The organism is Pantoea sp. JKS000250, assembly GCF_003201065.1.
Classification (GTDB): Bacteria; Pseudomonadota; Gammaproteobacteria; order Enterobacterales; family Enterobacteriaceae; genus Pantoea; species Pantoea vagans.
This window is the reverse complement of record NZ_QICZ01000002.1, coordinates 386,054-411,892: the sequence shown is the minus strand read 5'-3', so window position 1 is coordinate 411,892 and position 25,839 is coordinate 386,054. Positions and strand designations below refer to the sequence as shown.

At 54.9% G+C, this 25,839-nt stretch carries 20 protein-coding genes; 14 read left to right on the top strand and 6 right to left on the bottom strand.

The window, feature by feature from the left end:
* From BY447_RS21800 to BY447_RS21750, 11 genes are all read left to right on the top strand, one after another.
* Complete coding sequence (locus BY447_RS21800) at positions 1-1,293, top strand: lysine N(6)-hydroxylase/L-ornithine N(5)-oxygenase family protein (RefSeq protein ID WP_110332220.1); 1,293 nt, start codon at positions 1-3, stop codon at positions 1,291-1,293.
* Between the two features lies 1 nt (position 1,294).
* The gene (locus BY447_RS21795; protein WP_110332219.1) at positions 1,295-3,649 is read left to right on the top strand and encodes a GNAT family N-acetyltransferase; all 2,355 of its coding nucleotides are present in this window, start codon (positions 1,295-1,297) and stop codon (positions 3,647-3,649) included.
* A 77-nt stretch (positions 3,650-3,726) separates the two neighbouring features.
* The gene (locus BY447_RS21790) at positions 3,727-4,956 is read left to right on the top strand and encodes an MFS transporter (RefSeq protein WP_110332218.1); all 1,230 of its coding nucleotides are present in this window, start codon (positions 3,727-3,729) and stop codon (positions 4,954-4,956) included.
* Between the two features lie 213 nt (positions 4,957-5,169).
* Entirely contained in the window at positions 5,170-6,804 is a 1,635-nt protein-coding gene (locus tag BY447_RS21785) for a TIGR04028 family ABC transporter substrate-binding protein (RefSeq protein WP_095707820.1), read from the top strand.
* Positions 6,805-6,816: 12 nt separating this feature from the next.
* The gene (locus tag BY447_RS21780; protein ID WP_199226967.1) at positions 6,817-7,758 is read left to right on the top strand and encodes an ABC transporter permease; all 942 of its coding nucleotides are present in this window, start codon (positions 6,817-6,819) and stop codon (positions 7,756-7,758) included.
* Positions 7,755-8,600, top strand: coding sequence for an ABC transporter permease (locus BY447_RS21775; protein ID WP_110332216.1), 846 nt, complete (start codon positions 7,755-7,757; stop codon positions 8,598-8,600). Before BY447_RS21780 ends, BY447_RS21775 begins: the two co-directional genes overlap by 4 nt.
* Entirely contained in the window at positions 8,597-10,216 is a 1,620-nt protein-coding gene (locus BY447_RS21770; RefSeq protein WP_110332215.1) for a dipeptide ABC transporter ATP-binding protein, read from the top strand. Before BY447_RS21775 ends, BY447_RS21770 begins: the two co-directional genes overlap by 4 nt.
* Positions 10,213-11,220, top strand: a complete 1,008-nt coding sequence (locus tag BY447_RS21765) for a putative FMN-dependent luciferase-like monooxygenase (protein ID WP_110332214.1) — start codon at positions 10,213-10,215, stop codon at positions 11,218-11,220. Before BY447_RS21770 ends, BY447_RS21765 begins: the two co-directional genes overlap by 4 nt.
* A complete protein-coding gene (locus tag BY447_RS21760) occupies positions 11,217-12,308 on the top strand; it encodes an alkylhydroperoxidase domain protein (protein WP_110332213.1) in 1,092 nt (363 codons plus the stop codon). The genes BY447_RS21765 and BY447_RS21760 overlap by 4 nt, the downstream gene beginning before the upstream one ends.
* 11 nt (positions 12,309-12,319) lie before the next feature.
* The gene (locus BY447_RS21755) at positions 12,320-13,459 is read left to right on the top strand and encodes an amidohydrolase (RefSeq protein ID WP_110332212.1); all 1,140 of its coding nucleotides are present in this window, start codon (positions 12,320-12,322) and stop codon (positions 13,457-13,459) included.
* A 20-nt stretch (positions 13,460-13,479) separates the two neighbouring features.
* Positions 13,480-14,325 (top strand): VOC family protein, encoded by an 846-nt coding sequence (locus tag BY447_RS21750; RefSeq protein WP_110332211.1) that lies wholly within the window; start codon positions 13,480-13,482, stop codon positions 14,323-14,325.
* A 115-nt stretch (positions 14,326-14,440) separates the two neighbouring features.
* Here the strand turns inward: BY447_RS21750 and BY447_RS21745 are convergent, their stop codons facing one another.
* From BY447_RS21745 to fhuE, 3 genes are all read right to left on the bottom strand, one after another.
* Positions 14,441-14,851 carry a helix-turn-helix domain-containing protein gene (locus tag BY447_RS21745; protein WP_110332210.1) on the bottom strand — a complete coding sequence of 137 codons (411 nt, stop codon included), beginning with the start codon at positions 14,849-14,851 and terminating at the stop codon, positions 14,441-14,443.
* Positions 14,848-15,159: a type II toxin-antitoxin system HigB family toxin gene (locus BY447_RS21740; protein WP_110332209.1), complete on the bottom strand. Its 312-nt coding sequence runs from the start codon at positions 15,157-15,159 to the stop codon at positions 14,848-14,850. The genes BY447_RS21745 and BY447_RS21740 overlap by 4 nt, the downstream gene beginning before the upstream one ends.
* Positions 15,160-15,507: 348 nt before the next feature.
* Positions 15,508-17,730, bottom strand: coding sequence for a ferric-rhodotorulic acid/ferric-coprogen receptor FhuE (gene fhuE, locus BY447_RS21735; protein ID WP_110332208.1), 2,223 nt, complete (start codon positions 17,728-17,730; stop codon positions 15,508-15,510).
* Between the two features lie 443 nt (positions 17,731-18,173).
* Between fhuE and pagP the strand changes: the two genes are divergently transcribed.
* Positions 18,174-18,746, top strand: coding sequence for a lipid IV(A) palmitoyltransferase PagP (pagP, locus tag BY447_RS21730; protein ID WP_110332207.1), 573 nt, complete (start codon positions 18,174-18,176; stop codon positions 18,744-18,746).
* A gap of 17 nt (positions 18,747-18,763) precedes the next feature.
* Here pagP and BY447_RS21725 read toward each other — a convergent pair whose 3' ends face one another.
* Positions 18,764-19,903, bottom strand: a complete 1,140-nt coding sequence (locus BY447_RS21725) for a tyrosine-type recombinase/integrase (RefSeq protein WP_013196326.1) — start codon at positions 19,901-19,903, stop codon at positions 18,764-18,766.
* A gap of 275 nt (positions 19,904-20,178) precedes the next feature.
* On the opposite strand from BY447_RS21725, the gene BY447_RS21720 reads away from it, so the two are divergent.
* A complete protein-coding gene (locus BY447_RS21720; protein ID WP_146211013.1) occupies positions 20,179-22,353 on the top strand; it encodes a TonB-dependent siderophore receptor in 2,175 nt (724 codons plus the stop codon).
* A 67-nt stretch (positions 22,354-22,420) separates the two neighbouring features.
* Here the strand turns inward: BY447_RS21720 and BY447_RS21715 are convergent, their stop codons facing one another.
* Positions 22,421-23,530, bottom strand: a complete 1,110-nt coding sequence (locus tag BY447_RS21715; RefSeq protein ID WP_107320309.1) for an SDR family oxidoreductase — start codon at positions 23,528-23,530, stop codon at positions 22,421-22,423.
* A gap of 843 nt (positions 23,531-24,373) precedes the next feature.
* Between BY447_RS21715 and BY447_RS21710 the strand changes: the two genes are divergently transcribed.
* Complete coding sequence (locus BY447_RS21710) at positions 24,374-24,607, top strand: hypothetical protein (protein ID WP_110332293.1); 234 nt, start codon at positions 24,374-24,376, stop codon at positions 24,605-24,607.
* A gap of 534 nt (positions 24,608-25,141) precedes the next feature.
* Here BY447_RS21710 and BY447_RS21700 read toward each other — a convergent pair.
* A complete protein-coding gene (locus BY447_RS21700; RefSeq protein ID WP_110332205.1) occupies positions 25,142-25,768 on the bottom strand; it encodes a TetR/AcrR family transcriptional regulator in 627 nt (208 codons plus the stop codon).
* Between the last annotated feature and the right edge of the window lie 71 nt (positions 25,769-25,839).

The following is a 25,839-nucleotide window of genomic DNA, read 5'->3' as shown; positions in this document are numbered from 1 at the left end:
ATGAATAATCCCGTTTATGATTTTATTGGTATCGGCATCGGCCCGTTCAACCTCAGCCTGGCCTGTCTGAGCGAGCCGGTTGAGGGGTTGAATGGTCTGTTCCTGGATGAAAATCCGGGCTTTGACTGGCACACCGGCATGATGCTGGAAAATGCGCATCTGCAGACGCCGTTTATGGCCGACCTGGTGACGCTTGCCGATCCCACCAGCCCGTACAGTCTGCTCAACTACATGAAGGAAAAGGGAAAGTTATACTCTTTTTATATCCGTGAAGACTTCTTTCTGATGCGCAAAGAGTATAACCAGTACTGCCAGTGGGCCAGCTCAAAACTCTCTAATCTGCGCTGGAACAGCCATGTCGAGTATGTCAGCTATGATGAGGCCGCCGGAATCTATCACCTTCAGGTGACCGACACCCGAAGTGGTGAAAAGCAACGCTATCAGGCGCGTCATCTGGTCCTCGGCACCGGGCCGAAGGCCTGGATGCCAGCGTGCAGCCAGCCGCATCGTCAGCGCCTGACGCACTCCAGCCACTATCTGGCTAACAAAGCAGAACTGCAGCAGAAACGTTCGATTACCGTACTCGGCAGCGGCCAGAGCGCCGCGGAAATTTACTACGACCTGCTGACTGATATTGACCGCTTTGGTTATCAGCTCAACTGGATCACCCGCGCGCCGCGTTTCTATCCGCTGGAGTACACCAAGCTCACGCTGGAGATGACCTCACCAGAGTGGGTCGACTATTTCCATGCCCTGCCCGCCACCACCCGTGATGAGCTGAATGCGCGCCATAAGAATCTCTATAAAGGCATCAACAGCAGCTTAATCAATGGCATTTATGACCTGATGTATGTGAAACAGCTCGACGGTGATCTCAACGTCAACCTCTTCACCCACTCGGCGCTGACCGCGATGCGCTGGCTGCCGCAGGGCGAATTCGAGCTGACGCTGCATCAGGAGGAGCAGGATTGCACCTTCACCCGTCGCACCGAAGGACTGGTGATGGCGACCGGCTATCACTATCAGCCGCCGATGTTTTTAGAAGGCATTACCGCACGCCTGCGCTGGGATGACAAAGGTCGCTACGACGTGCAGCGCAACTACAGCATCGACCATCATAATCAGATCTTCGTACAGAACGCCGAGCTGCATACCCACGGCTTTGTCACGCCGGATCTCGGCATGGCCTGCTACCGCAACTCTGTGCTGCTGCGTGAACTGACCGGACGCGAGGTCTATCCGATTGAGCGCCAGATCGCCTTCCAGACCTTCCCGGCTAAATCGGAGCACTGAGATGAAATCACTACCACTGTTCAGTGCCGATCGCCCCGCAGGCACGTTCACCCTGAGACCCATGCTGGAGAGCGATGCCCCCCTAATCCACAGCTGGGTCACCCGTGATTACGCCCGCTTCTGGGGCATGCAGCAGCAGAGCCTGGAGCAGGTCGCGGCGTTCTACCAGACGCTGACGGCAACGGATCCGCATGCCGCGCTGATTGGCTGCTGCAACGATCAGCCCATCTGCCTGATTGAGTGCTATCGCGCCGGCGACGATGAGGTCGGTAAATTTTATCCGGCTGCGCCTGATGATTACGGCATGCACATTCTGATTGCCCCGGCCAGCAAGCCGATTAAGGCCTTCAGCTGGCAGGTCTTCACGCTGGTGATGGACTACATGTTCAGCCGCCCCGAGGTGCGTCGCGTGGTGGTCGAACCGGACGTGCGCAATGAAAAAATTCACGTGCTGAATAAGCGCGCCGGGTTCCACTACCAGCACACCATCGACATGGGCCATAAAACTGCCTGGCTGGCCTTCTGCCAGCGGGAAGATTATCAACACGCGTTACAGCAGGAGTCGCAGACCATGAACATCCTCCCATCACTGACAGACGGCACGCATCTGACGGGCGACCACTGGGCGCAGGCAAACCGCATGCTGATCCGCAAAGCAGTTGCTGAGTTTGCGCATGAAAAAATCATTGCGCCGCAGGAAACGGACGATGGCAGTTATCAGCTGGCGGTGCCGGGCGGTGAAGCAACTTACCATTTCCGGGCGTCGCGGCTGGCGCTGGATCACTGGGAGATCGACGCAGATTCCCTGCGCAAGCAGGAGAACGGTCACGCGCTGCCGCTGGATGCGCTGAAATTTATCGTTGAGTTTAACGGTGAGATCGGGATTCCGCAGGCGCTGCTGGCAACTTACATGGAAGAGATCAGCAGCACGCTGTGCAGCAGCGTTTATAAGCTGCAGAAGAATACCCCCGACAGCCAGGCGCTGGTCACAGCCGATTTCCAGACGGTAGAAGCAGCGATGACCGAAGGCCATCCCTGCTTTGTTGCCAACAACGGACGTATTGGCTTCGATGCACAGGACTATCTGGCCTATGCGCCGGAAGCGGCCGCGCCCGTACATCTTATCTGGGTCGCGGTCCACCGCCGCAACGCCCATTTCTCCAGCCTCAGCGAGCTGAGCTATGAGCAGCTGATGCGTGATGAGCTGGGCGACACTACCGTGGAACAGTTCAATGCGCAGCTGATAAAGAAAGGGCTGGCGACAGAGGACTATATCCTGATGCCGGTACATCCATGGCAGTGGCAGAACAAACTGCTGACCGTGTTTGCAGCGGACATCGCTAATCACGATATTGTTTATCTCGGCACCGGCGATGACGCATACCAGGCGCAACAGTCCATCCGTACCTTCTTTAACCGCAGCCAGCCTGAAAAGCGTTACGTGAAAACCGCGCTGTCAGTACTTAACATGGGCTTTATGCGCGGTCTGTCACCCTACTACATGGCGACAACACCTGCGATAAACGGCTGGCTGGAACAGCTGGTGGCGGGCGATGACTGGCTGAAACGCTGTGATTTCCGCATCCTGCGTGAAGTTGCGTCGGTTGGCTATCACAACCGCTACTACGAGCAGGCGATCAAAGGCGACTCCGCCTATAAAAAGATGTTTGCTGCGCTGTGGCGCGATAATCCAGCCGCCAGCCTGCAACCGGGCCAGCGTCTGATGACGATGGCCTCTTTCCTGCACGTCGATCACCACCAGCAGCCACTGCTGCCCGCGCTGATCGCGGACTCCGGTTTACCTGCTAAGCAGTGGATTGAACGCTATCTGACCTGCTATCTCAGCCCGCTGCTGCACTGCTTCTATCAGCACGATCTGGTGTTTATGCCGCACGGTGAAAACCTGATCATGCTGCTGGAGAACAACGTTCCGGTCAGCGCCTATATGAAGGATATCGGCGAAGAGATCGCCGTGATGAACCCGGACGCGGTGCTGCCGGAAGGCGTGCAGCGTCTGGCCGTCGAAGTGCCGGAGGAGCTTAAGTTGCTCTCCATCTTCACTGATGTGTTTGACTGCATCTTCCGCTTTATCAGCGCGATTCTCGATCAGTCAGAGACGCTGCCGGAAGACGATTTCTGGCAGGCAGTGGCGCAGTGTGTGAAGGATTACCAGCAGGCGCATCCGGAGCATGCGACTAAATTCGCGCGCTATGACATGTTCGCGGCCGAGTTTACCCGCTCCTGCCTGAACCGCCTGCAGCTGGCGAATAACCAGCAGATGATCAACCTCTCCGATCCCGCCGAGAATCTTAAGTTCGCCGGTACGCTGGTCAACCCGATTGCCCGCTGGCGCTAAGCGTTACACTGTCACTAAATAATTATGCGGTCACCCTGGTGGCCGCTTTTTTAATGGTTTTACTGCAGGAATCTTCAATGGCTTCTTTTCAACCGCTGGCAAAGCTGACCCGGCGACATCTGATCTTTCCGCTTTCTCTGGTGCTGTTCGAGTTCGCTACCTATATCGCCCATGACATGATCCAGCCCGGCATGCTGCTGGTGACCCAGGAATTTAAAGTCGGGCCAGAGTGGGTATCCACCTCGCTCACTGCCTATCTGTTCGGTGGCATACTGCTGCAGTGGCTGCTGGGTCCGCTCTCGGATCGCATCGGGCGACGTCCGGTGCTGCTCAGCGGCGTGGCCTTTTTTATGCTCTCCTGCATCGCGACCCACTGGGTGCAAAGCATTGAGCAGTTTGTCCTGCTGCGGTTTCTGCAGGGGATCAGCCTCTGCTTTATCGGTGCGGTGGGTTACGCAGCGGTGCAGGAGGCGTTCACGGAGTCGCTGAGCATCAAAATGATGGCGCTGATGGCCAACGTTGCCTTGCTCGCCCCGCTGGCCGGGCCGCTGGCAGGCGCGGCTTTTCTGACCGTGGGAGAATGGCGCACCCTGTTCTGGCTGATTGGCGCGGTTGCGGCGCTGGCGCTGGCCGGGCTGTGGTATGCCATGCCTGAAACGGCGGGCGATCGTCAGAAACCGCTGTCGCTGCGATCGATTATCAGTGGTTACGTGGCGTTGCTGAAGGATCGTCAGGTGATGCGTGGTTCACTGGCTATCGGACTGGTCACCGTACCCTGCATCGCCTGGGTGGCGCTATCACCCGTGATTTTGATCCACGGCGCGCAACTCAGCCGCATCGACTATGCCCTGCTTCAGGTGCCGGTCTTTGCCGCGATGATTGCGGGCAACCTGACGCTGGGCCGCTTATCCAGCCGTCTGCCGATTGAACAGCCGATACGGCTTGGTGCCTGGCCAGTAGTCTGCGGACTGGCTATTGCGGCGGTCGCTACCCTGCTGGATCCGCAAAGTTATCTGTGGCTCACCGCCGGAATGAGTCTTTACGGCTTCGGCACCGGACTGGTTAACGCCGGACTGTATCGCATGACGCTGTTTTCCAGCAATGCCGGAAAAGGCAGCGTGGCGGCAATGCTGGGCATGATAAGCATCCTGATTATTGCGCTGGGCATTGAAGCCGCCAAAACTGCGTATTTCAGTTTTGGAACCGGCGGCTTTAGCCTGGTGAACCTGATCTGCGGGCTGCTGTGGCTGGGTCTGGTGAGTGCGTTCCTGCGTGCCGGACAGCGTAAATTATGTGCCGAATTGTAATAATGCTCCTGCAGGTCGTTAAGAAAATATAAACCCGCGGAATGGCAGATGTTTATTTGCCATTCCGTATATTCAAACCATCCATAAATTCCCACTCACTCCCGCATTTATTATTTTCAGATAAGCTTTGACCAAATCGTTACTTTATCTGTGTGTTGCGTCATTCGATGATGATTCCGCCTGCTGAGGCAATTGATAACAAAGGAATTCACCATGACGACGTTATTTCCCCTTAAACCACGCGCACAGACGCTGGTTTTTACATTACTTGCCGGGACCCTCACTTTTAATGCAGTGGCCGCGCCGGTCAAAGGCGGCACGCTGATTTATCTGGAACAGCAGGCACATACCAACCTCTATCCGCCCGCCGGTGGCTTTTACCCGAATGGCGGCATTCTTAATCAGATCACCGATAAATTAACCTGGCAGAATCCTGAAACATTACAGGTTGAGCCCTGGATTGCGGAAAGCTGGACCACCAATGCCGATAAAACCGAATACACGTTTAAGTTACGTCCTGGTGTGACTTTTTCCGACGGCACGCCATTAGATGCTAACGCGGTGGCGAAAAACTTTGATACCTACGGGCTGGGAAATAAAGCGCTGCGTCTGCCGGTTTCGGAAGTGATTAATAACTACGACCACAGTGAAGTGATTGATCCGCTGACGGTGAAGTTTTATTTCAAAAAACCCTCGCCCGGATTTTTGCAGGGCACCGCCACGATTGGCTCCGGCCTGGTGTCGCTGAGTACCCTTGCACGCAGTTTCGATCAACTGGGTGATGCCCGGCATATCATCGGTTCCGGGCCATTTGTGGTCAGTGATGAGAAGCTCGGTCGTGAAGTGGATCTGGTGGCGCGCAAAGAGTACCAGTGGGGCCCGAAAAACATCAGGCAGCAGGGGCCGGCTAACCTCGACGGAATTAAAGTGATTGTGACGCCGGAAGACAGCGTGCGCATCGGTGCGCTGCTGGCGGGCCAGGCGGGACTGATTCGTCAGGTGCAGGCTTATGATGAGAAGCAGGCGAAAGATCAGAACTTCCCGGTTTATGCCGCGCCGACCCGGGGCGTCAACGACAGCCTGAGCTTCCGCCCCGATAACCCGCTGGTGAGTGATATCCGGGTGCGTCAGGCGCTGCTGCACGCCACTAATGCGAAGCAGGTGGTTGAAACGCTCTTCTCACCCAACTATCCGCAGGCAACCTCGGTCGTCGCGACCACCGCTGCGGGCTACGTCAATCTGGCGGACAAACTGACGTTTGATCTGGCGAAAGCGAAGACATTGCTCGACCAGGCGGGCTGGAAACCGGGCGCAGATGGCATCCGGGAGAAAGCGGGCCAGCGACTGGCTCTGACCGTCTATGAATCCCTGCCGCAGCCGCAGAACAAAGAGGTGCTGCAACTGGTCGCGCAGCAGTGGCGACAGGCGGGGGTTGCCCTCACCGTCAAAGCCGGTGATGCGGGCAGCAAAACGCTGGATAACCTGGATCCCCTGAAGACGCCGCTTAACGTTACCGAAGTTGGCCGCGCCGATCCCGACGTGATCAAAAGCAGCTTCTATCCGGCTAACCGCGACAACCTGCTGCAGAAAGGTGGCTCCAGCGACAAAGTTAAAAACTTCCGTGATGACAAACTTAATCAGCTGCTGGTGGACGTCTCCTCGGAAGTTGATCCGGCAAAACGACTGCAGCTGACCGGTGATGTTCAGCGCTATCTGCTGGACCAGGCCTATGTAATTCCTATCTTTGAAGAGCCGCAGGTTTATGCGGGCGCGCCCTGGCTGAAAGGGGTCAGTTTTGAAGCGGTAGGCCGTCCGGCGCTCTATGGTGCCTGGCTGGAAAAACAGTAACCGGAGGTAATGATGCGCCACTATCTGCTGCAACGCGCCGGTCTGGGACTGCTGGTACTGTGGGCTGCGTTTACCCTGTCATTCGTGCTGTTGCAGGTGCTGCCGGGTGATGCGGTGCTGATCAAGTTTCAGAATCCGGATCTCGGCCTGAGCCCCCAGCAGATTGCTGAGATGCGGCAGGCCTATGGTGCAGACAGCCCGCTGTGGCAACAGTATCTGCATACGCTGGCGGCGATGCTGCATGGCGACTTCGGCTATTCGGTGCAGGCGGGCGTGCCGGTCAGTGAACTGCTGACCAGCAACCTGCCCGGTACGCTGCGACTGGCGCTGTGCGGATTTCTGCTGGCAACGCTGCTGGCTTTCGTGCTGGCGACCCTCTCAAGGCTGCCCGCCCTGCGCTTCCTGCGTAATCTGCTGCAGTCCCTGCCCGCGCTGTTTATCTCCGTGCCGACCTTCTGGCTCGGTATCGCCCTGATTCAACTCTTCTCATTCCAGCTGCGCTGGATCCCGGTCATCAATCCCACGCCGTGGCAGGGACTGATTCTGCCAATCATCACCGTTGCGGTTCCGATCTCAGCGCCGCTTGCTCAGATTCTGCTGCGCAGCATTGATGAGATTTCCACCCGGCCTTTCGTGGCGGTGGCGCGGGCCAAAGGTGCCAGCGAGCAATATGTCCTGTGGCGGCACATCCTGCGTAACGCCATGCTGCCGGTGCTTACCGTGGCGGGTCTGCTGCTTGGCGAACTGGTTGCCGGCGCGCTGATTACCGAAACGGTGTTTGGCCTGGGGGGGCTGGGTCAGCTGACGCAGCAGGCGGTGAACAATCAGGATGTCGCAGTATTGCAGGCGGTAGTGATGATCTCCGCGCTGGGTTTTGTGGTGATCAATCTGCTGGTCGATCTGCTGATGCCGCTGTTTGATCCACGCTTACAACTCTTAAGGGGTGCAACATGAGTCTGGTTGATTACGCGGCCGCCCGGCAATCCGTCCCGTTCAGGCGTTACCGCTTCGCGCCGGGCCTGTGGCTCGCCGTCTTCGTGATGCTGCTGGCCGTGCTGGCGGCCCTTTACCCGGCCCTTTTTACCCAGGCCAACCCGCTGGAAGGCATCGCGGGCGCACAGCGGCTGGCACCGCAGACCGGACACTGGCTCGGCACCGACCAGCTTGGCCGCGATCTCTTTGCCCGCATTATTTATGGCGCGTCACATTCGCTTTCCGCTGCGGTCATGGCGGTAGCGATCGGGCTGCTGGCCGGAACTGCGCTGGGCGTCCTGGCGGGCGCCACAGGCGGCAAAACTGAATCGATCGTTATGCGCGCCGTGGATGTGCTGCTGGCGATCCCGTCCCTGCTGCTCTCACTGAGCGTGCTGATTCTACTCGGCTTTGGCACCCTGAATGCCGCGCTCGCAGTGGGCATCGCCTCCATTGCCAGCTTCGCCCGGCTGGCCCGGGCCGAAGTGGTTCGCATCCGTCACAGTGAATATATCGAAGCGGCCTATGGCAGCGGTGGCCGATTTTTCAGCGTGCTGTTGCGTCACATTCTGCCCAATGCGCTGACCCCGGTAATCGCCTATGCCGCCCTGCAGTTTGGTCAGGCGATTCTGGCGCTATCGACCCTGACCTTTCTCGGCTACGGCACGCCGCCGCCGGTGCCGGAATGGGGACTGCTAATCGCTGAAGGGCGTAATTATCTGGCTACCGCCTGGTGGCTGACCACATTTCCTGGTGTGGTGGTAGTGGCTGTCGTGCTCGCCGCAAACCGCATCAGTCAGCAACTTTCAGGAGGACGCCGATGAGCGCTCAGCCGTTACTCGCAGTCAACAACCTGACGCTAAGCTATCGCCGCGGCAACCAGTGGCAGCCGGTGGTGCATAACGTCAGCTTCGAACTGCACGCTGGTGAGATGGTGGCACTGGTCGGGGAATCCGGTTCCGGTAAAACCACCACGGCACAGGCCATTATGGGTCTGATGGCGGAAAACGGCCGCCGCGAAGCGGGTGAAATCCGGCTCAACGGCGTCGATATCAGCCCGTGGTCACAGAAGCGTTTCGACTCGCTGCGCGGTGCGCGCATCAGCCTGGTGCCGCAGGATCCTGGCAACTCACTGAATCCGGTGAAAACCGTCGGCGAACAGGTAGAGGAGATTCTGCGCCTGCATCTGCGATTACCGGCAGCACAGCGCAAGCAGCGGGTGATCGATCTGCTGACCCGCGTCGGTCTCAGCCACCCGGAACAGCGGGTTACGCAGTTTCCGCATCAGCTGTCAGGCGGCATGAAGCAGCGTGTTTTGATCGCTATCGCCCTCGCCCTGCAGCCGGAGATCATTATTGCGGATGAGCCGACCAGCGCGCTGGATGTCACGGTGCAGAAGCGCATTCTCGATCTGCTGGATGACCTGCGGCAGGAATCCAGTACCGCCGTGCTGTTCGTTACCCACGACCTGGCGCTGGCGGCGCAGCGTGCAGACCGCATCATTGTTTTTCGCCACGGTGAGATTCAGGAATCGGGACGCACCCCCCAGGTCATCAGCGCGCCATCACATCCCTACACCCGTCAGTTACTGAACGATGCTGCGCCGGATCGACCCGCCCGCGTTAAACCTGCGGCCGCCCGATTTTCTGCCCCGGCAATCCGGGCAACCGGCGTGATGAAAAGCTTTTCGCTGGGTAAACAGCAGCGATTACATGCACTGAACAACGTCAGTTTTCAGGTGGCACGCGGCACCACGCATGCGCTGGTCGGCGAATCCGGATCCGGCAAAACGACACTGGCACGCATCGTTCTGGGCTTTGAAACCGTCGATAGTGGCGCAGTGACGCTGGACGGCATTGTGGTCAATGGATTGCGCGGCGAGGCATTGCGACAGTTGCGCCGTAAGATCCAGTTTGTTTATCAGAACCCCTTTGCCTCGCTCGATCCCCGCCAGACGCTCTATTCAATTATCGAAGAACCTCTGCGTAACTTTGACAAGCTGAACCGCAGCCAGCGCCGCGAACGGGTGGAAGCGATCACCTCGCGGGTGGCACTGCCACTCTCCCTGTTATCACGTCAGCCGCATGAACTTTCAGGCGGCCAGCGGCAGCGTGTAGCCCTGGCGCGGGCGCTAATCTGCGAGCCTGAAATCCTGGTGCTGGACGAGGCGACTTCGGCGCTGGATGTCACGGTACAGGCACAAATCCTCGACCTGTTGCAGCAGCTTCAGGCCGAACTGGGGCTGACCTATCTGTTTATTACGCACGATCTGGCGACGGTGCGACAGATTGCCGACAGCGTCACCGTATTAAAAGCGGGCGAAGCGGTGGAACAAGGTGACGTTGTCACGATATTCAGTGCACCTCAGCATCCCTACACGCGCGAACTGATTGGTGCGATACCTCCGCTCGTTCCGTTAACGCACAAGGAGTCAGCATGAGCCGACGTCTCGGATTTTTTACCCGACTGCTGGATAACGTCCCGGCTAAACAGCGCTATCAGCTGGCTACAGAACAGATTCAGCATGCCGAGCGCTGTGGCTTTGATACAGCATGGATTGCTCAGCATCACTTTCATGAGGATGAGGGCGGACTGCCTTCGCCGCTGGTTTTCCTGGCGCACGCCGCCGCCCATACCCGCACCATCCGGCTCGGCACTGCCATCATCACGCTGCCGATGGAGAATGCACTACGGGTCGCAGAAGATGCCGCAGTACTGGATTTGCTGTCGGACGGACGGCTGGAAATCGGGCTGGGATCGGGCGGCACGCCGGACTCGTTTTTACCCTTTGGCCTGACGTTTGCCGAACGCGGCGCGGCATTTGCAGAAAATCTGCATACGCTGCTCAGTGCCTGGCGCGGTGATTCGCTGGGACATCCGGACAATCATCTCTGGCCCGCCGCGCCGCAGCTCGCTGGACGGGTTTGGATCGCCACCTTTTCGGTTGAGGGCGCAATCCGTGCCGGCCAGGGCGGACACGGTCTGATGCTGTCGCGCACCCAGCCACGGCCAGCAGGCCAGGCAGAACGTCCGCTTGATGCGCTGCAGAATCCGCTGATTGATGCCTATCTTGCGGCACTTCCGGCGGGAATTGAGCCGCGTATTCTTGCCTCCCGCACTGCCTTTGTCGCGGATTCAGACCACTACGCACGTCAGATCGCTGAACCGGGCATTCGCAAGCAGGCTGCTCAATACCGTGGCGAAATTCGCGGGGCAAGCTTTGATGACCTGCTGGCACAGTTTGATGCCCATGTTGGCGGCATCGATCAGGTCTCGCGCTCACTGGCGCAGGACAGCGTGCTGCCTCGCGTCACCGACATCTCATTCCAGGTGCATTCAGCAGAGCCTTCGCATGCCGACACGCTGCGCTCGATTGAGCTGATTGCCGGACATATTGCGCCCGCACTTCGTGCTGCTGGCGAACCAGACAGGAGAATTTCATGAGTCAACCTGACGATTTAATTACCGCACTGGCGGATATCGATCCCGCTTCCGCACTGGCCCAAGCGCGCCAGACACGTCACGCCGCGACGCGCCATGCCCAGGGCAGCTACAACGTGTTATTTGACCAGGGCGATGACGATTTTCCGTTAGCCGAGCGGCGCTTTCTGGCCGCAAAAGTCGCAGGCTGGCATGCCCGGTCGGAGCTGCAGACGCACTATCAGCCGCAGCAGCCCGTGCCCGATAGTGATCGGATTAGCGCCGCGCTGGATTTCGCGCATCGCCTCACCTTCGAGCCGGTTGCCGCTACACCTGCCCATCTGGAGACGCTGAAGCAGGCGGGCTGGAGTCCGCGTGGCATTGTCACGCTGGCGCAGCTGGTGGCGTTCGTCAGTTTTCAGAGCCGGTTAATCACAGGCCTGCGCAGCCTGCAGGGCCATGAAGCCGCGGCTGAAGCGGCACCGGTCGTCGCCGGTCACTGGCATGAGGCACTGAAGACCGCCAGCGGCAAAACGGCGCTGACCGCGTTTACGCAGCAGGAACTCGGCTGGGAGCCGTGGCTGCCCGCCAGACCGCTGGCTGAATTCAGTGAGGAGGAGCAGGCGACACTGGCAAAATTTGGTCACACCGATTCCGACTATTTCCGTCTGCTGGGGCGTAACCTGCCGCTGCTGGAGCAGCGTACCCTGACCGACAAAGGCATTTTCTACACCGCTGGCGGGCTGCCGCGCGCCGAGCGTGAGCTGGCCGCCACCGTGGTCAGTAAGGTCAACGGCTGTATTTATTGCGCCTCGGTTCATGCGCGTAAAGCCAGCCAGCTTTCAAAGCAGGATGACGCAATACAGAAGCTGCTGAATGTCGCGCCCGGCGCAGTGTTATCCCACGGACACACTGCCCGCTGGCAGCCGATCATCGCCTTTTCGGCAGCGCTGTCGCTGACCCCTGCGCAACCTGCGCAGTCGCAGATTGCTGCACTGCGCGAGCAGGGTCTGGATACGCTCGACCTGCTCGACCTGATTCAGTCCACCGCCTTCTTTGCCTGGGCCAATCGCCTGATGCTGACGCTGGGCGAGCCTTTTCTGCCGGAATAACAGGGATAAACATGACATTGCCTTTAACTGAACAACTGGTGCAGTGGCGTCGCGAACTGCATCAGCATCCGGAACTTTCAAACCATGAATTTGCCACAACTGAGCGTATTGCCGGGTGGCTTGAACAGGCGGGTATCCGGCTGTTGCCGCTGGGGCTGAAAACTGGCGTGGTGGCAGAAATCGGTCACGGCGAATCACTGATTGCCCTGCGCGCGGATATTGATGCGTTGCCGATTGATGAAATCACCGATCGCCCGTGGCGATCGCAGGCGCCGGGCGTCATGCACGCCTGCGGTCACGACGTTCACAGCGCGGTAATGCTGGGCGTCGCCCTGCAGCTTAAACAGCAGGAAGCCACGCTGCCAGGCCGGGTGCGGATTCTGTTTCAGCCCGCTGAAGAGACGTTTAATGGCGCTCGTCAGCTGATTGATGCCGGTGCGCTGGAAGGCGTACAGGCGATATTCGGCCTGCACAATGCGCCCGACCTGCCGCTCGGTACGCTGCGTAGTCGGGCGGGCGCGTTTTATGCCAACGTCGATCGCTTTGTGATCCGCGTTGAAGGTAAAGGCGCGCATGCGGCGCGACCGCAGGAAGGCATCGATGCGATCGTGATTGCCAGCCATATTGTGACCGCTTTACAGACGCTGCCGAGCCGGGTGTTCAGCTCGCTGGAGACGGTGGTGCTGAGCGTGACGCGCTTTACCGCCGGGAATACCTGGAACGTGTTGCCGCAAAGCGTTGAGCTGGAGGGCACTGTGCGCACCCACAATGGAGAGATTCGGACGCAGATCCCACACCGCATCCGCTCGCTGATTCAGGGCATCGCCGCCGGATTTGGCGCGACCGCGGAGCTGGAGTGGACCGAGGGGCCGCCTGCCCTGATTAACACGCCAGGCTGGGTGGATGTGGCACTGGACGTCGCTCAGCAGAGCGGCTATCTCGCGGAGCATGCTGAGTCGCCGCAGATGGGCGGAGAAGATTTTGCCTTCTATCTGCAACAGGTGCCGGGCGCTTTTGTCAGTATCGGCAGCGCCAGCGAATTTGGCCTGCATCACGCCGCCTTCGATCCGGATGAAGCACTGATCGGCCCGGCAGTAGAATACTTCACGCAGCTGGTCCCGCGCGCGTTGCAGATTGTGGCGGCGCAATGACCAAAAAAAGGAGTGCAGCGATGTCTGTTCCGGTTCCGCAACCGATTCTGGATCACGCAGTGATTAACGTGGCCGACCAGCTCGACAGCGCCAGGGCGCGCTTCCGGCGGCTTGGCTTTCAGCTCACAGAGCGCGGTCATCATTCGCTGGGTTCGAGTAATCATCTGGCCATCTTTGGCGAAAATTATCTTGAGCTGCTCGGTTATGAACCCGGCAAAGGTAGCCAGCGCGCCGATCTCTGGCAATCGCCGCTGGGATTGAGTGGCCTGGTGTGGAAAAGCAGTGACGCCGACAGTGAGTTTCAGCATCTGGAACGTCAGGATCTGGATGGCGATCCACCCGCCTCTTTTCATCGTCCGGTCGATCTGCCCGACGGTACGGTCACTGAAGCGCGCTTTCGTACCGTGCGGCTGCGCCCTTCGCTGATACCCAATGGCCGCAGCTTTTTTTGCCAGCACCTGACGCCTGAAGCGGTATGGCAGCCTGCATGGCAACGCCATCCCAATGGCGTGCGGAACATCAGTGAATTTGTCATTGTGGCGCAGGACCCGGCGCACTCGGCTCAGGTCTATAGTCGTCTCTTTGGTGCCGCAAAAGTGCTTGCCTGCCCTGAAGGCGCCTTTGTCCTGCGTGCCGGTGCCGCCACGGTTCGATTTGCGTCAGCAGAGTATGCGCAACGTCGTTTCGGTCCGCTGCCAGAAGACTATGATGGCAGCGCCCGGATGGTTGCGCTGGGTTTTGAGACCGGCGATCTCGCGCAGGTCAGAAACGCACTACAGGCAGGTGATATTGCGTATCAGGAGCAGACGGAGGCGATCGTCGTGGAGTCAGGTGAAGGGTTTAATCTGGCCCTGCGTTTTACGTGAAGTGCGGGCCTGCGTTGTGATGAAAAACGCCTCGGCTGAGGCGTTTTTTTTATTAATCGGAGTGATAAAGCATCATGACTTTTGGCGTTTGATCGGCCTTTGGCGTCGTCTTAAATCAAAAAAACAACGATGGTGACAGGCCAAACCGCGCGCACAATGCCCGTATGTGTGACACGGTCAACTGACGATCGCCGCTGAGGATTCGGCTGACCAGCGACTTTTTGCCAATTTCATTTTCAAAGTCACTCAGGCTGAGATTGTGCTGCTCGATCAGTACCCTCAGGACGCCAGGTCCGGTGCTGATTTCACGCTGGCGGCTATTAAAGTCGGCCATCGCAGGATCATTATCTTCATAATGAGCAATGCGGGCACAAAGCAAATCTACCAGCGGATTATCCGGCTCATGTTCAATAAAGTATTCGACCAGTTCCAGTGCTTCTTCATAATCATGTCGCTGGTTGCTGCCGGCCAGCAGCGGCACCGCTTCTGCCAGCTGATTTGACAGCCTGATAGCTTCAGTATTCATTCGGTTACCTCCCGATATTTCTTAACAAGCTTGTCGTACTCAGCGTGAGTGCAGACATGCTTGATGAAGATTTTGCTGCGCTCAAAATCCGCGAAGAATATCACGCGCAAAGGGTTGCCACTGACGTCAATGACCCACCATTTAGCGCGATACTTCATACGATCAAGGCTTGCATAAAGCGCCCTGAGATCGTCAGGACCACTGAAATCGCCCTGTCTGAGGTGGCGGTAAAGTAGATCCAGTGCTGCCGCTGCATTGGGATCTTTTCTGGCCGCCTCGTCAAACGGCACGCGTGAAATAACATGCATTCCATTGGCTCCTGACTGTTTCCATTATGGAAACCATCTTTTCAAAACGGCTGAGCGTTGACAAGCTGGAAACGCAGAGACCTGCTTGTTCCCGAGTACTTAATACGCCTTAAGCTGATGTAAAAATGCTGGCAGAAGCTTCATTAATATGAGAATTGATAAAGGGTTGCTGATATGAATCATCGAAATGCACAGGCAACATTGCACTTTGCTGACGGACGATAATCCTGCCTGTGCTCTGAAATCTTTTTCTGGAAAAATTGTGCCAACAGAAGCGAGAGTTAGCTGGCTGGATAATAAAAAAACGCCTCAACCGAGGCGTTTTTCACAGGCTTACCCACAGATAAATCAGAAGGTGTAACTGGCGGTTACCGCGAAGTTACGTGGCTGGCCGTAAACAACAGAACTGGCCACGTTGGTGTCATACTCTTTGTCGAACAGGTTATTGAGGTTGCCCTGCAGAGACAGATTTTTGTTCACCTGATAGCGTGCAAAGAGATCAACCAGTGCATAGCTGCCCTGACGGGCGCGCCATGTGCCGTTGCCTTCCGGTCCACCGACGTCGTTCCAGATATGTGTCTGCCAGTTCACGCCGCCGCCCAGCGTAAGCTGCTGCAGCATCGGCAGGCGATAGCTGCTGAACAGATTAAAGCTGGTCTGCGGTAACTGTGGATTAAAGGTACTGCCATCCCGGTTTTCCGCTATGTAGCGTGTGCCGCCAAAGGTCATCTGCCAGTTGTCGGTCAATGCGCCATTGACTTCAAACTCGACGCCACGACTCACTACGCCTTTACGGCCAATGTAGGCCACATCGCCTGAACCCTGAATGGTCTGGGTGGTGGCTTCTCCGACGTTATCCAGTTCGGTGCGGAATACAGAAACAGAGGCAGTCAGGCGACTGTCCATCCAGTCAGATTTCAGCCCGGCTTCGTAGTTTTTTCCGATAACCGGCGACAGATAAGCGCCACTGGCATCGCGATAATCCTGAGGCTGGAATACCGAGGTATAGCTGGCATAAGCAGACCAGTTTTCAGCAAAGTCATAAATCAGCCCGCCATATGGGGTGATGTTATTTTCTTCCGCTTCCCCGCCTGGCGTTTCACGATTCCAGTTGGTGTAACGCGCGCCAAGGATCAGGTGCAGCGGATCGGCAAGCGACAGGCGGGTCGCCATGTAAGTCGACTTCTGGCGAACCAACTGGGTATCGCTGGCGGGCAGACGTGGCGTCCAGTCTGACTCCGGGTATTGGCCATTGAAATCGTTGTAGTTGCCCAGCGACTCAGAGGAAATATTCTCAAAGGTGCTGAAGTACTTGTTATCCTGGCGGGTATAATTGACGCCCACCATCAGCTCGTGCTGACGGCCCAGCAGTTCATACGGGCCGCTGGCAAAGGCATCGACGGCATCGACTTTGCGCTTCCCGGTGTTATAGCCGGTTCCGCCCACCACAGGATAGTTGGCATAGGAAGAGACGCCCGCGCCCGTGTTGCGATCGAAATAGCCATCAAGATAAATCTGCTTACTGTCCAGACGCATATCGGTATGTGTGCCGTTTAACGTAAGGTTCCAGCCGTTGTCGAAGTCCTGCTTCAGGTTCACAAAGACTTTACGGTTCTCTTTATCGTTGTAGGCCCAGTCCGGCGCCGTGTTGTAGCCGCGTCGGGTATGAATCTGCGTGCCGTCGGTGTACCAGCGCGGTGCGCCGCCCCACATCGTGGAGTCTGTATTGACCTGGCTGAACTCATAACCCACCGACAGCGTGGCAGAGTCGGTGAGATCAGCGTCAACCACGCCATAGATAAACTGTTTTTTAGCACCATAACGCTCAATGAAGCTGTTATTGTCCTGCCAGCCGGCGACCATGCGGCCACGAACATTGCCGGACTCACTGAGTGGCGCGGAAAGATCGGCCACGTAGCGTTGCTTGTTCCAGCTGCCGTAGCTGGCGGAAACGGTGCCACCGAACCCTTTGCTGTCCGCATGCTTGCGCACCATGTTGATGGCAGCAGACGGATTGCCCGGCCCGGTCAATAGCCCGGTCGCCCCGCGTACCACTTCAACACGCTCATACAGCGCCATATCGGTCTGTGCATCGCCCAGATTCCAGCGCTCCGCAAAGGCGGTAGGAATGCCGTCGACCATGTAGTTATCGATCAGAAAGCCGCGCGCATAGTAGTTGGTGCGGTCCATATCGCCACTGATTCCATGAATGCCGGTGGTGTTGGACAGCACATCATTCAGTGACTGGAGCTGCTGATCGGTCATACGCTGAGTACTGACGATGCTGACGGACTGCGGCACATCACGTACGGTGCCCAGCATCTTGGTGCCGGCACGAGTCACCGGAACGCTGTAATCCGTATGGGGTGACGTTGTCACGGCATCATCAGCTGATGCGCTGACCGTTAGCGTCTGCTCGCTGCTGGCAGCCGGTGTGGACGTTTCTGCGGCGCGGGCGACATTATGTGCCAGTGACGAGGCGACGATGACGGCCAGTAAGGAGAATTGGAGTGGGCGTTGCAGAGCAGACGTACCCGTAACCCTGGGGTTCTGAAGATCGAAAGCGTTCATTAATTCCTCAATTATCTTTATGTTTTTATGCTGCCACTGTCACGACCTTGCATCCTGCGGACATCACTGCCCTGCTTAGGGTTTGAGGAACCAGAAACCCTTTCCATGAGCGCCTGTGCGCGGATGTGATGAACTTTCAAAGCAAATGAGAAATATACGCATTGCGATTATCATTGCAAGATTTTGTTAACAAATAATGCGAGTTTTTTCAGGATAGCGTCTGCACGTTCAGGTTTTTTAAAGCCTTCTAATAAGAAGCGGTTGTTAAAATAGCCGATGGATAAGCGAACGATGATAGCAACAGGAATGCCGTCTCGCTTTTATTAATTATAAAATCCTGCTTCAGCCGCTCATTGACCTGAAGTTGCCACTCTTTGTGCGACAATACCCGCCTTGATGCTTTTATTTCCTTATTTAACACCAGACTTTGCAGGTATTCGCACATGCGCAAAACTTTAACTCTTAAAGCGCTGATGATGACAACCACCGTTTTCACTGCTTTTACAGCTCACTCCGCCACGCTGGTCCAGAATGTCAGCGCAGGCTGGGAAAGATTCAGTGATAAGGTTGCCACAACATGGCAGCAGCCAGAGGGAATCGACTTTTATCTGCCCGCGATTACGTGGCATAACCGTGCCACATACGATCGGGAACACATCAATAAATATAATGAAAGGCCCTGGGGCGCAGGCGGGGGGATCTCCCGCTACGATGAAAAAGGTAACTGGAACGGCATCTATTTAATGGCATTCAAAGACTCCTTCAATAAATGGGAGCCTTTTGGGGGTTATGGCTGGGTAGCGACATGGCGTCCGCTGGCTGACCAGAATTTTCACTGGGGTGCAGGTTACACGGCAGGCGTTACCGCGCGGCATAACTGGGACTATATACCGGTGCCAGCATTACTGCCGCTGGCCTCAATCGGCTATGGCGATCTCGATTTCCAGATGACCTACATACCGGGTACGCATAATAACGGTAACGTCTATTTTGCCTGGCTGCGCTACCACTTCTGATCGTGAAAACAGCAACGTCAGCGTGACATCGCCATGATGGACAGATTGCTTAAAATGAGGGTCTCGCCATCATAGCGATGTCGCAGCAGATGATAGCTTTCGCATTCAATAATCTGCTTAACCGCATCCGAAAAGGTATTCATGGCGCTGCGCATCTGGCTCAGATAGTCATGGGTATCATAGACCCGATCGATCCCTTCCAGCGCATGGTTCATGATTTTGCGGGCGACATCATTAGGCGTGTCGAGGGCAGAAAGTTTTGATCGGGCGGTGCGGCGCAGATCGCGTGGGGTAAATGGCTCCAGTCCCAGCCCACGCGGAGCGCGGATCATCCGCCGCAGAGCCTGATTCAGCGCGCCTTTTGACAGCGGCTGTTGGGGATCGCGTGGCGCGGACACCAGCCATGGCGAGTCCGGATCGGCGGCATTAAGTAACGCTTCGATGCACTGCCGCATCAGCGGTGAAATCGGCAGCACATGCTCGCGCTGTGATTTATTGCGGGTGCCCTGCATCCACAATCCTAACTGCAGATCGAATTCCCCTTTCTGCGCCTGCACAATCTCATCCGGCCGTCGGGCGCTGACCAGACATAATCGCAGCGCCCAGCGCGCCTGCTCCGATAATGCCCAGTTATCCAGACCGTGCCAGAAAACCCAGATTTCCGCATCGGTCAGTTGCCGGCTGCGCGGTGGCGTAGCACGACCTGCGACATCCCGTTTTTTCATCGAGGCAATAGGCGAGTGATCGAGATAGCCCTGCATCTCGGCCCATGCGAGGAATTGTTTGGTCAGCGCGAACACCCGACGCGCCTCCTCCTTTTTACCGTCGGCAATCAGGATGTTGTAAAGCCGGTTGAGGCGCAGACGGTTCAGCGTTTTGAGCGGCTGCGATCCGATGTTGGGCAGAACGTGTTTCAGCAGAGACGAAACGGCGATTTCAGGACGCCGCCGGCTGATCAACAGTGACAGTTTTACCCAGACCTTCATCACCTGCTCTACCGTGCCTTCATCGCCAAAATTATCCAGTTCGCTCAGCGAAGCTGCTTTAACCTGCTCCAGCCAGATAAGGACATGACGACCAACATGTGCTGAGCGCGCTGCAGTTATTGTCGAATCTGTTATCACATCATTACCTGTTGCCCGTTTCAGAGCCGCCATTCTACCCACCCCTAAGCTATGACTCCAGACCTAATAAGTCTGGAGTCACACTGACGTGTTCTGAGCCATTCTGAGAGACTTTTCGGGTCATGGGCAATAAGTGTTTTTGCGACCTGTTTTGCTCATCTGAGTGGTCAGGCTGATGCATGAGCAGCCCACTGTCAGGGGATGTAAAGATGACTTACCGAGATATACAATGATAACTATTATCATTATCATACGCATTTGCTTACATACCTTAACGATTCAGGGAGATTTTCTAAGTGAATGTAACCATGCGTGTCCATAAGCGCCCTGCCGCACTGCTGCTGGCTGGTTTGTTGAGTACTTCTGCTAACGGCGCTACTCAGGAAGAGACAGAAAAGCTGGCTGATGATGAAACGATGCTGGTCACGGCTGAACAGGAGTTAAAACAGCAGCCCGGCGTTTCAGTCATTACCTCGCAGGACATTGAAAAGAATCCGCCGGTCAACGACCTCTCCGACATTATCCGTAAAATGCCAGGCGTCAATCTCACCGGTAACAGCGCCAATGGTGTCCGCGGTAACAATCGTCAAATCGATATTCGCGGCATGGGGCCGGAAAACACGTTGATTCTGATCGACGGTGTGCCAACGACCTCGCGCAATTCAGTGCGTTACAGCTGGCGTGGCGAGCGTGATTCCCGTGGCGACTCCAACTGGGTACCGCCAGAAATGGTTGAACGGATTGAAGTTATTCGTGGACCGGCAGCAGCCCGTTACGGTTCAGGCGCGGCTGGCGGTGTGGTTAACATCATTACCAAACGTCCGACAAATGACTGGAGCGGATCGCTGTCGCTCTACACCAACCAGCCAGAAGATGATAATGAAGGGGCAACCCGACGCGCCAACTTTAACCTGAGTGGTCCGCTGGCGGGTGATGCGCTGACTATGCGGCTTTATGGCAACATCAATAAAACCGACAGCGATGCTTTCGATATCAATCAGTCGCATAACGGCTCCGGCGCGGCCGGCCGTGAAGGCGTTCGCAACAAAGACATCAACAGCGTGTTGTCCTGGAAGATTACGCCATTGCAGGTGCTGGATTTCAGCTATGGCTACAGTCGTCAGGGCAATATTTACGCCGGGGATACTCAATACAGCAACGGTGCCGGTAATAAGCTTATCGAATCTCTCGACGGGTCGGAAACTAATCGTCTTTATCGTCAAACCTGGGGCCTGGCCCACAACGGTATCTGGGACTGGGGGCAGTCAAAACTGACCTTTAACTATGAGAAGACGAACAATACCCGTCTGAACGAAGGCACCGCGGGCGCGGGTGAAGGCCGAATCAACAGCAATACGTTTTCGACCAGTCGCTTTGAAAGTTACCGGGCGGGAGGTGAAGTCAGCTTCCCGCTGGAATTGCTGCGTGAACAGACCGTTACGCTGGGCGCTGAGTGGAACCGTGATGAGCTGAACGATCCCAACTCCATGAACGGCACCAGTGCGCCGGGCGTTTCGATTGATGGCATCAGTGGTGATGCGGGCAGCCGCAATAGCAAAAACAGCGCGACGCTGAGTTCGCTCTATTTCGAAGATAACATCGCCGCGACCGACAGCACTGAGGTGATACCGGGTTTGCGCTTTGATTATCACGATACTTTCGGGGCGAACTGGAGTCCGTCGCTGAATATTTCTCAGGCGCTGGGAGAAAGTTTTACTCTGAAAGCGGGTATCGCCCGTGCATTCAAAGCCCCTAACCTCTATCAATCCAGCGAGGGCTATTTGCTGGCTACACGAGGCAATGGCTGCCCGATCAATGTGACGAGCGGCAGCTGTTATCTGCTAGGTAATCAAAATCTTGATCCTGAAGTCAGCGTCAATAAAGAGCTGGGTATCGAGTTCAGTCAGAATGGCTATATTGCGGGTCTTACCTGGTTCCGCAATGACTACAAGAACAAGATCGTCGCCGGGACCGATGTGCTGGGTTATGCCTCTAATGGCAACAATATTCTGCAGTGGAGCAACGGCGGCAAAGCAGTTGTTGAAGGTCTGGAGGGTAACGTTACGATACCGCTGGTCAGTGACGAACTTGAGTGGCGGACTAATGCCACTTACATGATCCAGTCAAAGGATAAAAAGACCGGCAATCCGCTGTCGATTATCCCGGAATACACCATCAACTCCATGCTGGACTGGCAGGTGACGCAGGATTTCTCTACTAACCTGAACTGGACAATGTATGGCCGCCAGAAACCACGCCAGTATGCGGAATCCCGCACAGAAAATGGCTCAATGTCGAATCGTGAAGTCGGGGCTTACTCGGTATTCGGGGTTAATTTCAATTACGACATTTCCAAAAATCTGCGTGCCAATGTCGGTATTAATAACCTGCTGGATAAGCAGCTCTACCGGGAAGCAGATGGGGCATCGACCTATAACGAGCCAGGACGTGCTTATTATGCCGGTCTGACCATGACGTTTTAATCAACACAAGCGCTTCCGGCTGGAAGCGCTTTTTTCCTCAAACCACACTCTTCCAATTCGTTTTCAACTACTTAAAGTCAACCTGCATCAATTCGGCAATCGTTGAATCACGTGTTGTCAGCACACAGCGGTCCAGGTAATCGGTAAATCTGGAAGGCTTATTCATGCCAAGCTGTAGCAGTTTGGAGTTATCAAACACCACATTCAGGTTTGAGAAGTGGCCATACAGGTTCATTGCGCGCAGCATGATACGTTCATTGCAGGGTCCAAACAGATCCTTAAACGTTCTTCTGCTATCTGACAGCTGTTTATAGGACACCTTCTGGTAGTCCACACCCAGCGCCTTGTTTCCTGATGCTCTGGCCATCGCCTCATCAATTTCCGCAAACGTAACACTGCTGTGTGTCCCGGCAGAGATGTGAATGACTTCATTAATGACGTTTTCTGCGTCAAGCAGCAGAACCAGTGCATCCGCGCAGTAATCAACCGGAACCACATCAATACGATCGTCGAGGTCGCAGGTGAATTTACCCAACGCCAGTGCCATTCTGAATACCCAGAAAATGCTGGCTGAAGGCAGGCATCCCTGATCGGAATGACCTACCACAATCGACGGACGGGCAATCACCAGTGGCAGGCCTGGCAACTTCTCTGTCATCAGCTTTTCAATCGAAGCCTTACTCCAGGTGTATTCAACGACATGCTGATCCCGGCTGGAGTTGAGGCCGCCCTCAGTGACCAGTGAGCCGGGTTCTGGCGCACAGGACATAGCGGTTCCAACGTGGATGAATTTCTTCAATCCTTCAACACGGCTCATTCGTTCGGCAAACCGGAACGTGCCCTCAACGTTCACTTTCCAGATGGTGGGATTATTACCAAATGAGGCGACGGCGGCGCAGTTAATGACATGGGTAATGTCATTAAGTCGGGCGTCATGAATAAAATCGTCCGTAAATGCCAGGTCACCCAGAATAATATTTTCAGGTGCTATCGTATTGATTACTGACTCATTTAAACCAAAGTTCTTCAGGTTGGCTTTAAGCCTGTTTAACCCTTCGTCAACGGTCTCGCCTCTGACCAGCAGCAGCAGTCGATCCTGAACTCTGCTCTGCAAAAGATTTGCTACGACAGCCCCGCCTAAAAACCCTGTTGAACCGGTAATAAGGATATTTTTCATGATAGTGCCATTCACGCTGGTTGAAGAAAGGAAAGCATTAACAAACGTTTCCCCGAACAGAAAACTATTCAAATAAATAAATGAAGGAATGTTGTGGTTAAACTATTTATGGCGAGCAGACCGGAAAATCAGATTTAATTCTGGACCAGTCGCTCACGCTCTGCCAGCCTGTCAGTGAGCTAGCCAGGCCAGTATAACGCTGAAAGTTAACGCCAGGCTCAACAGAACTAAAGATATTTCATCAAAATTATTCATTTAGGTTTTGTTTATATATCGACGTAAGAACATGGAATAAACAGGTGCTTTTGGCTGCCTCTTCGGACAGTCACATATAAACAACTTTTCTCATTTGGGATCAAGTTTTATTTTTTTTATTTTTACTGAACTTAGCCTGTTATTTATAACCTAACAAGATTAAGAATTTATTAAGAGAAAGGCAGTCGTCAGAATATACTCGAAAATTAAATGAAAACTGTTTAAATAATAAATCTGCAAAGTTGTTTACCCGCCGTTTAATAATCAGCATATAACCCCTGCCCGCAAGTGAACAGCGGTCACACCGAGGTCAGGCATTTGAGGCATAATCATAGGGCCACCCTTTCACGTCTCAGGCAGATAAGGCGAGTTTCTCCGCAGAGCACTCCGCGCCCGTCTTTTCGGGTGACAGACCGGATGCCGTGCTCCTGATTAAAAATACAACACCCATTTCATTTATTTTGTTAAAAGCGTAACGACAGGTAACTAACTTCGTGATTCCTGTATCCTGACGAGTGAAACACCCTGATGCCTGGCTATGCTGAGCGGAGTTCAACCTGCAACTCTGACTATCAGGATATAAAAAAGATGAAAAAATTATCAGTTATTGTTATGGCTACCGGTCTGTTTTTGTCAGTGAATTTACAGGCTCACGCCGAAGGATGTCTTAAAGGCGCCGCAGTCGGCGGTGTGGCAGGTCATGTTGCTCATCATCATGGTGTTGCCGGTGCCGCAGCAGGTTGCGCAGTCGGTCATCATATGGCGAAGAAAAAACAGAAAGAGGCGGAAAAAAATCAGCAGGCCCAGCCGGCGCAGAATTAAGCTGAGCTTTAATGCTGATGTAAAATAGCGGATTGCCGGACAGGGTGTTGTCCGGCAATCACTAGAATTCGAACAATAATCCAATTTGAAAATTTCAGACGCATTATAATTGATATACTTACACCTTTTATCATGATGAGCATATAAGATGTTTAGTGAATATTTCGATATTTAACAAGGGGTTGATTTTTGACCTGTGTTAATGCTTCTGACTGGGCTGATACAGTCAAATTACGAAAGATGAGTGCTTTCTTTAATCTGGGCACTCCATAATCTGGAAAACTCGCTGCGATACAAACTGCCCATGAATAATTAACACCAACTGTCATCCTGGATACTAGTCATTGTGCCACTTTTACGTTAGTGACCAGAAACTTGAATAAGGGACGCATATCTCAAGTTCAGAAAGCGGGAAGCTTCTTTTAAAGAACCGTCCTTTATCGATCCAACCACATAGAATCATATTGTCTGAGCATTCCAGCACAATCATTGTTTTTCTTCTTTTTCTCCGCCGGACAATAGTGCCGGTCGCGATCATGATGATGCCTTAGCTGCGCCAGCATTGACGCTTAAAAGTAGTGTTCTGATAATAAAATCATTACTTCTTCGGATATCTTCAATTTCTGGCTGAATCTTTCCATATATCCGCATACCCTCAATCATCATGAAAAGGCTTTTTGCTACTACTCTCGCTTCTTCATCCCGGCGAAAAACGTGTTGTTGCTGGCCTCTGAGTAATATGCACTCTAATTCGTTGATTATATTTTTAAATTTTGCAGAAACTTTGGCTTTAACCTCTTCGTCACCAGGCAAAAGCTCACTGGCTGCGGCAATTGTAAAACAGCCTCTCTCTCCGGCGGGCGCGGAGGATAACTGAGCAGCAAATTCAAGCGTCTCTCGCAAGGCGGCTTCTGGCGACATTTCTGCGGTTCGTTTTTTTGTTCTTAAAGTGCCCTCATCCATATAGCGCTGTAAAGCTGCAAGATAGATAGCGCGCTTATCCGGGTAAAGTTTATAGATGCTGGCACTGGCCAGTCCTGAAGCTTTCATCAGATCAGCCATGGATGTGGCCTGATAGCCATTCTGCCAGAAGCAGTTAAGTGCCGTGTTGAGGAACACGTCTGGATCAAACTCTCTGGGTCTGCCTGCAGATGATTTCATGAGACTCTCCTGTTCTGATGACTGATTGTAGATCGATCAATCTACAATTTAAAGGTTTTTTTTCTCCCTAT

What these genes read in the sequence shown, in the direction of transcription:
- BY447_RS21800 (WP_110332220.1), top strand. Translation starts at nt 1, where the DNA reads ATGAATAATCCCGTTTATGATTTTATTGGTATCGGCATCGGCCCGTTC.
- BY447_RS21795 (WP_110332219.1), top strand. Translation starts at nt 1,295, where the DNA reads ATGAAATCACTACCACTGTTCAGTGCCGATCGCCCCGCAGGCACGTTC.
- BY447_RS21790 (WP_110332218.1), top strand. Translation starts at nt 3,727, where the DNA reads ATGGCTTCTTTTCAACCGCTGGCAAAGCTGACCCGGCGACATCTGATC.
- BY447_RS21785 (WP_095707820.1), top strand. Translation starts at nt 5,170, where the DNA reads ATGACGACGTTATTTCCCCTTAAACCACGCGCACAGACGCTGGTTTTT.
- BY447_RS21780 (WP_199226967.1), top strand. Translation starts at nt 6,817, where the DNA reads ATGCGCCACTATCTGCTGCAACGCGCCGGTCTGGGACTGCTGGTACTG.
- BY447_RS21775 (WP_110332216.1), top strand. Translation starts at nt 7,755, where the DNA reads ATGAGTCTGGTTGATTACGCGGCCGCCCGGCAATCCGTCCCGTTCAGG.
- BY447_RS21770 (WP_110332215.1), top strand. Translation starts at nt 8,597, where the DNA reads ATGAGCGCTCAGCCGTTACTCGCAGTCAACAACCTGACGCTAAGCTAT.
- BY447_RS21765 (WP_110332214.1), top strand. Translation starts at nt 10,213, where the DNA reads ATGAGCCGACGTCTCGGATTTTTTACCCGACTGCTGGATAACGTCCCG.
- BY447_RS21760 (WP_110332213.1), top strand. Translation starts at nt 11,217, where the DNA reads ATGAGTCAACCTGACGATTTAATTACCGCACTGGCGGATATCGATCCC.
- BY447_RS21755 (WP_110332212.1), top strand. Translation starts at nt 12,320, where the DNA reads ATGACATTGCCTTTAACTGAACAACTGGTGCAGTGGCGTCGCGAACTG.
- BY447_RS21750 (WP_110332211.1), top strand. Translation starts at nt 13,480, where the DNA reads ATGTCTGTTCCGGTTCCGCAACCGATTCTGGATCACGCAGTGATTAAC.
- BY447_RS21745 (WP_110332210.1), bottom strand. Translation starts at nt 14,851, where the DNA reads ATGAATACTGAAGCTATCAGGCTGTCAAATCAGCTGGCAGAAGCGGTG.
- BY447_RS21740 (WP_110332209.1), bottom strand. Translation starts at nt 15,159, where the DNA reads ATGCATGTTATTTCACGCGTGCCGTTTGACGAGGCGGCCAGAAAAGAT.
- fhuE (WP_110332208.1), bottom strand. Translation starts at nt 17,730, where the DNA reads ATGAACGCTTTCGATCTTCAGAACCCCAGGGTTACGGGTACGTCTGCT.
- pagP (WP_110332207.1), top strand. Translation starts at nt 18,174, where the DNA reads ATGCGCAAAACTTTAACTCTTAAAGCGCTGATGATGACAACCACCGTT.
- BY447_RS21725 (WP_013196326.1), bottom strand. Translation starts at nt 19,903, where the DNA reads ATGGCGGCTCTGAAACGGGCAACAGGTAATGATGTGATAACAGATTCG.
- BY447_RS21720 (WP_146211013.1), top strand. Translation starts at nt 20,179, where the DNA reads ATGCGTGTCCATAAGCGCCCTGCCGCACTGCTGCTGGCTGGTTTGTTG.
- BY447_RS21715 (WP_107320309.1), bottom strand. Translation starts at nt 23,530, where the DNA reads ATGAAAAATATCCTTATTACCGGTTCAACAGGGTTTTTAGGCGGGGCT.
- BY447_RS21710 (WP_110332293.1), top strand. Translation starts at nt 24,374, where the DNA reads ATGAAAAAATTATCAGTTATTGTTATGGCTACCGGTCTGTTTTTGTCA.
- BY447_RS21700 (WP_110332205.1), bottom strand. Translation starts at nt 25,768, where the DNA reads ATGAAATCATCTGCAGGCAGACCCAGAGAGTTTGATCCAGACGTGTTC.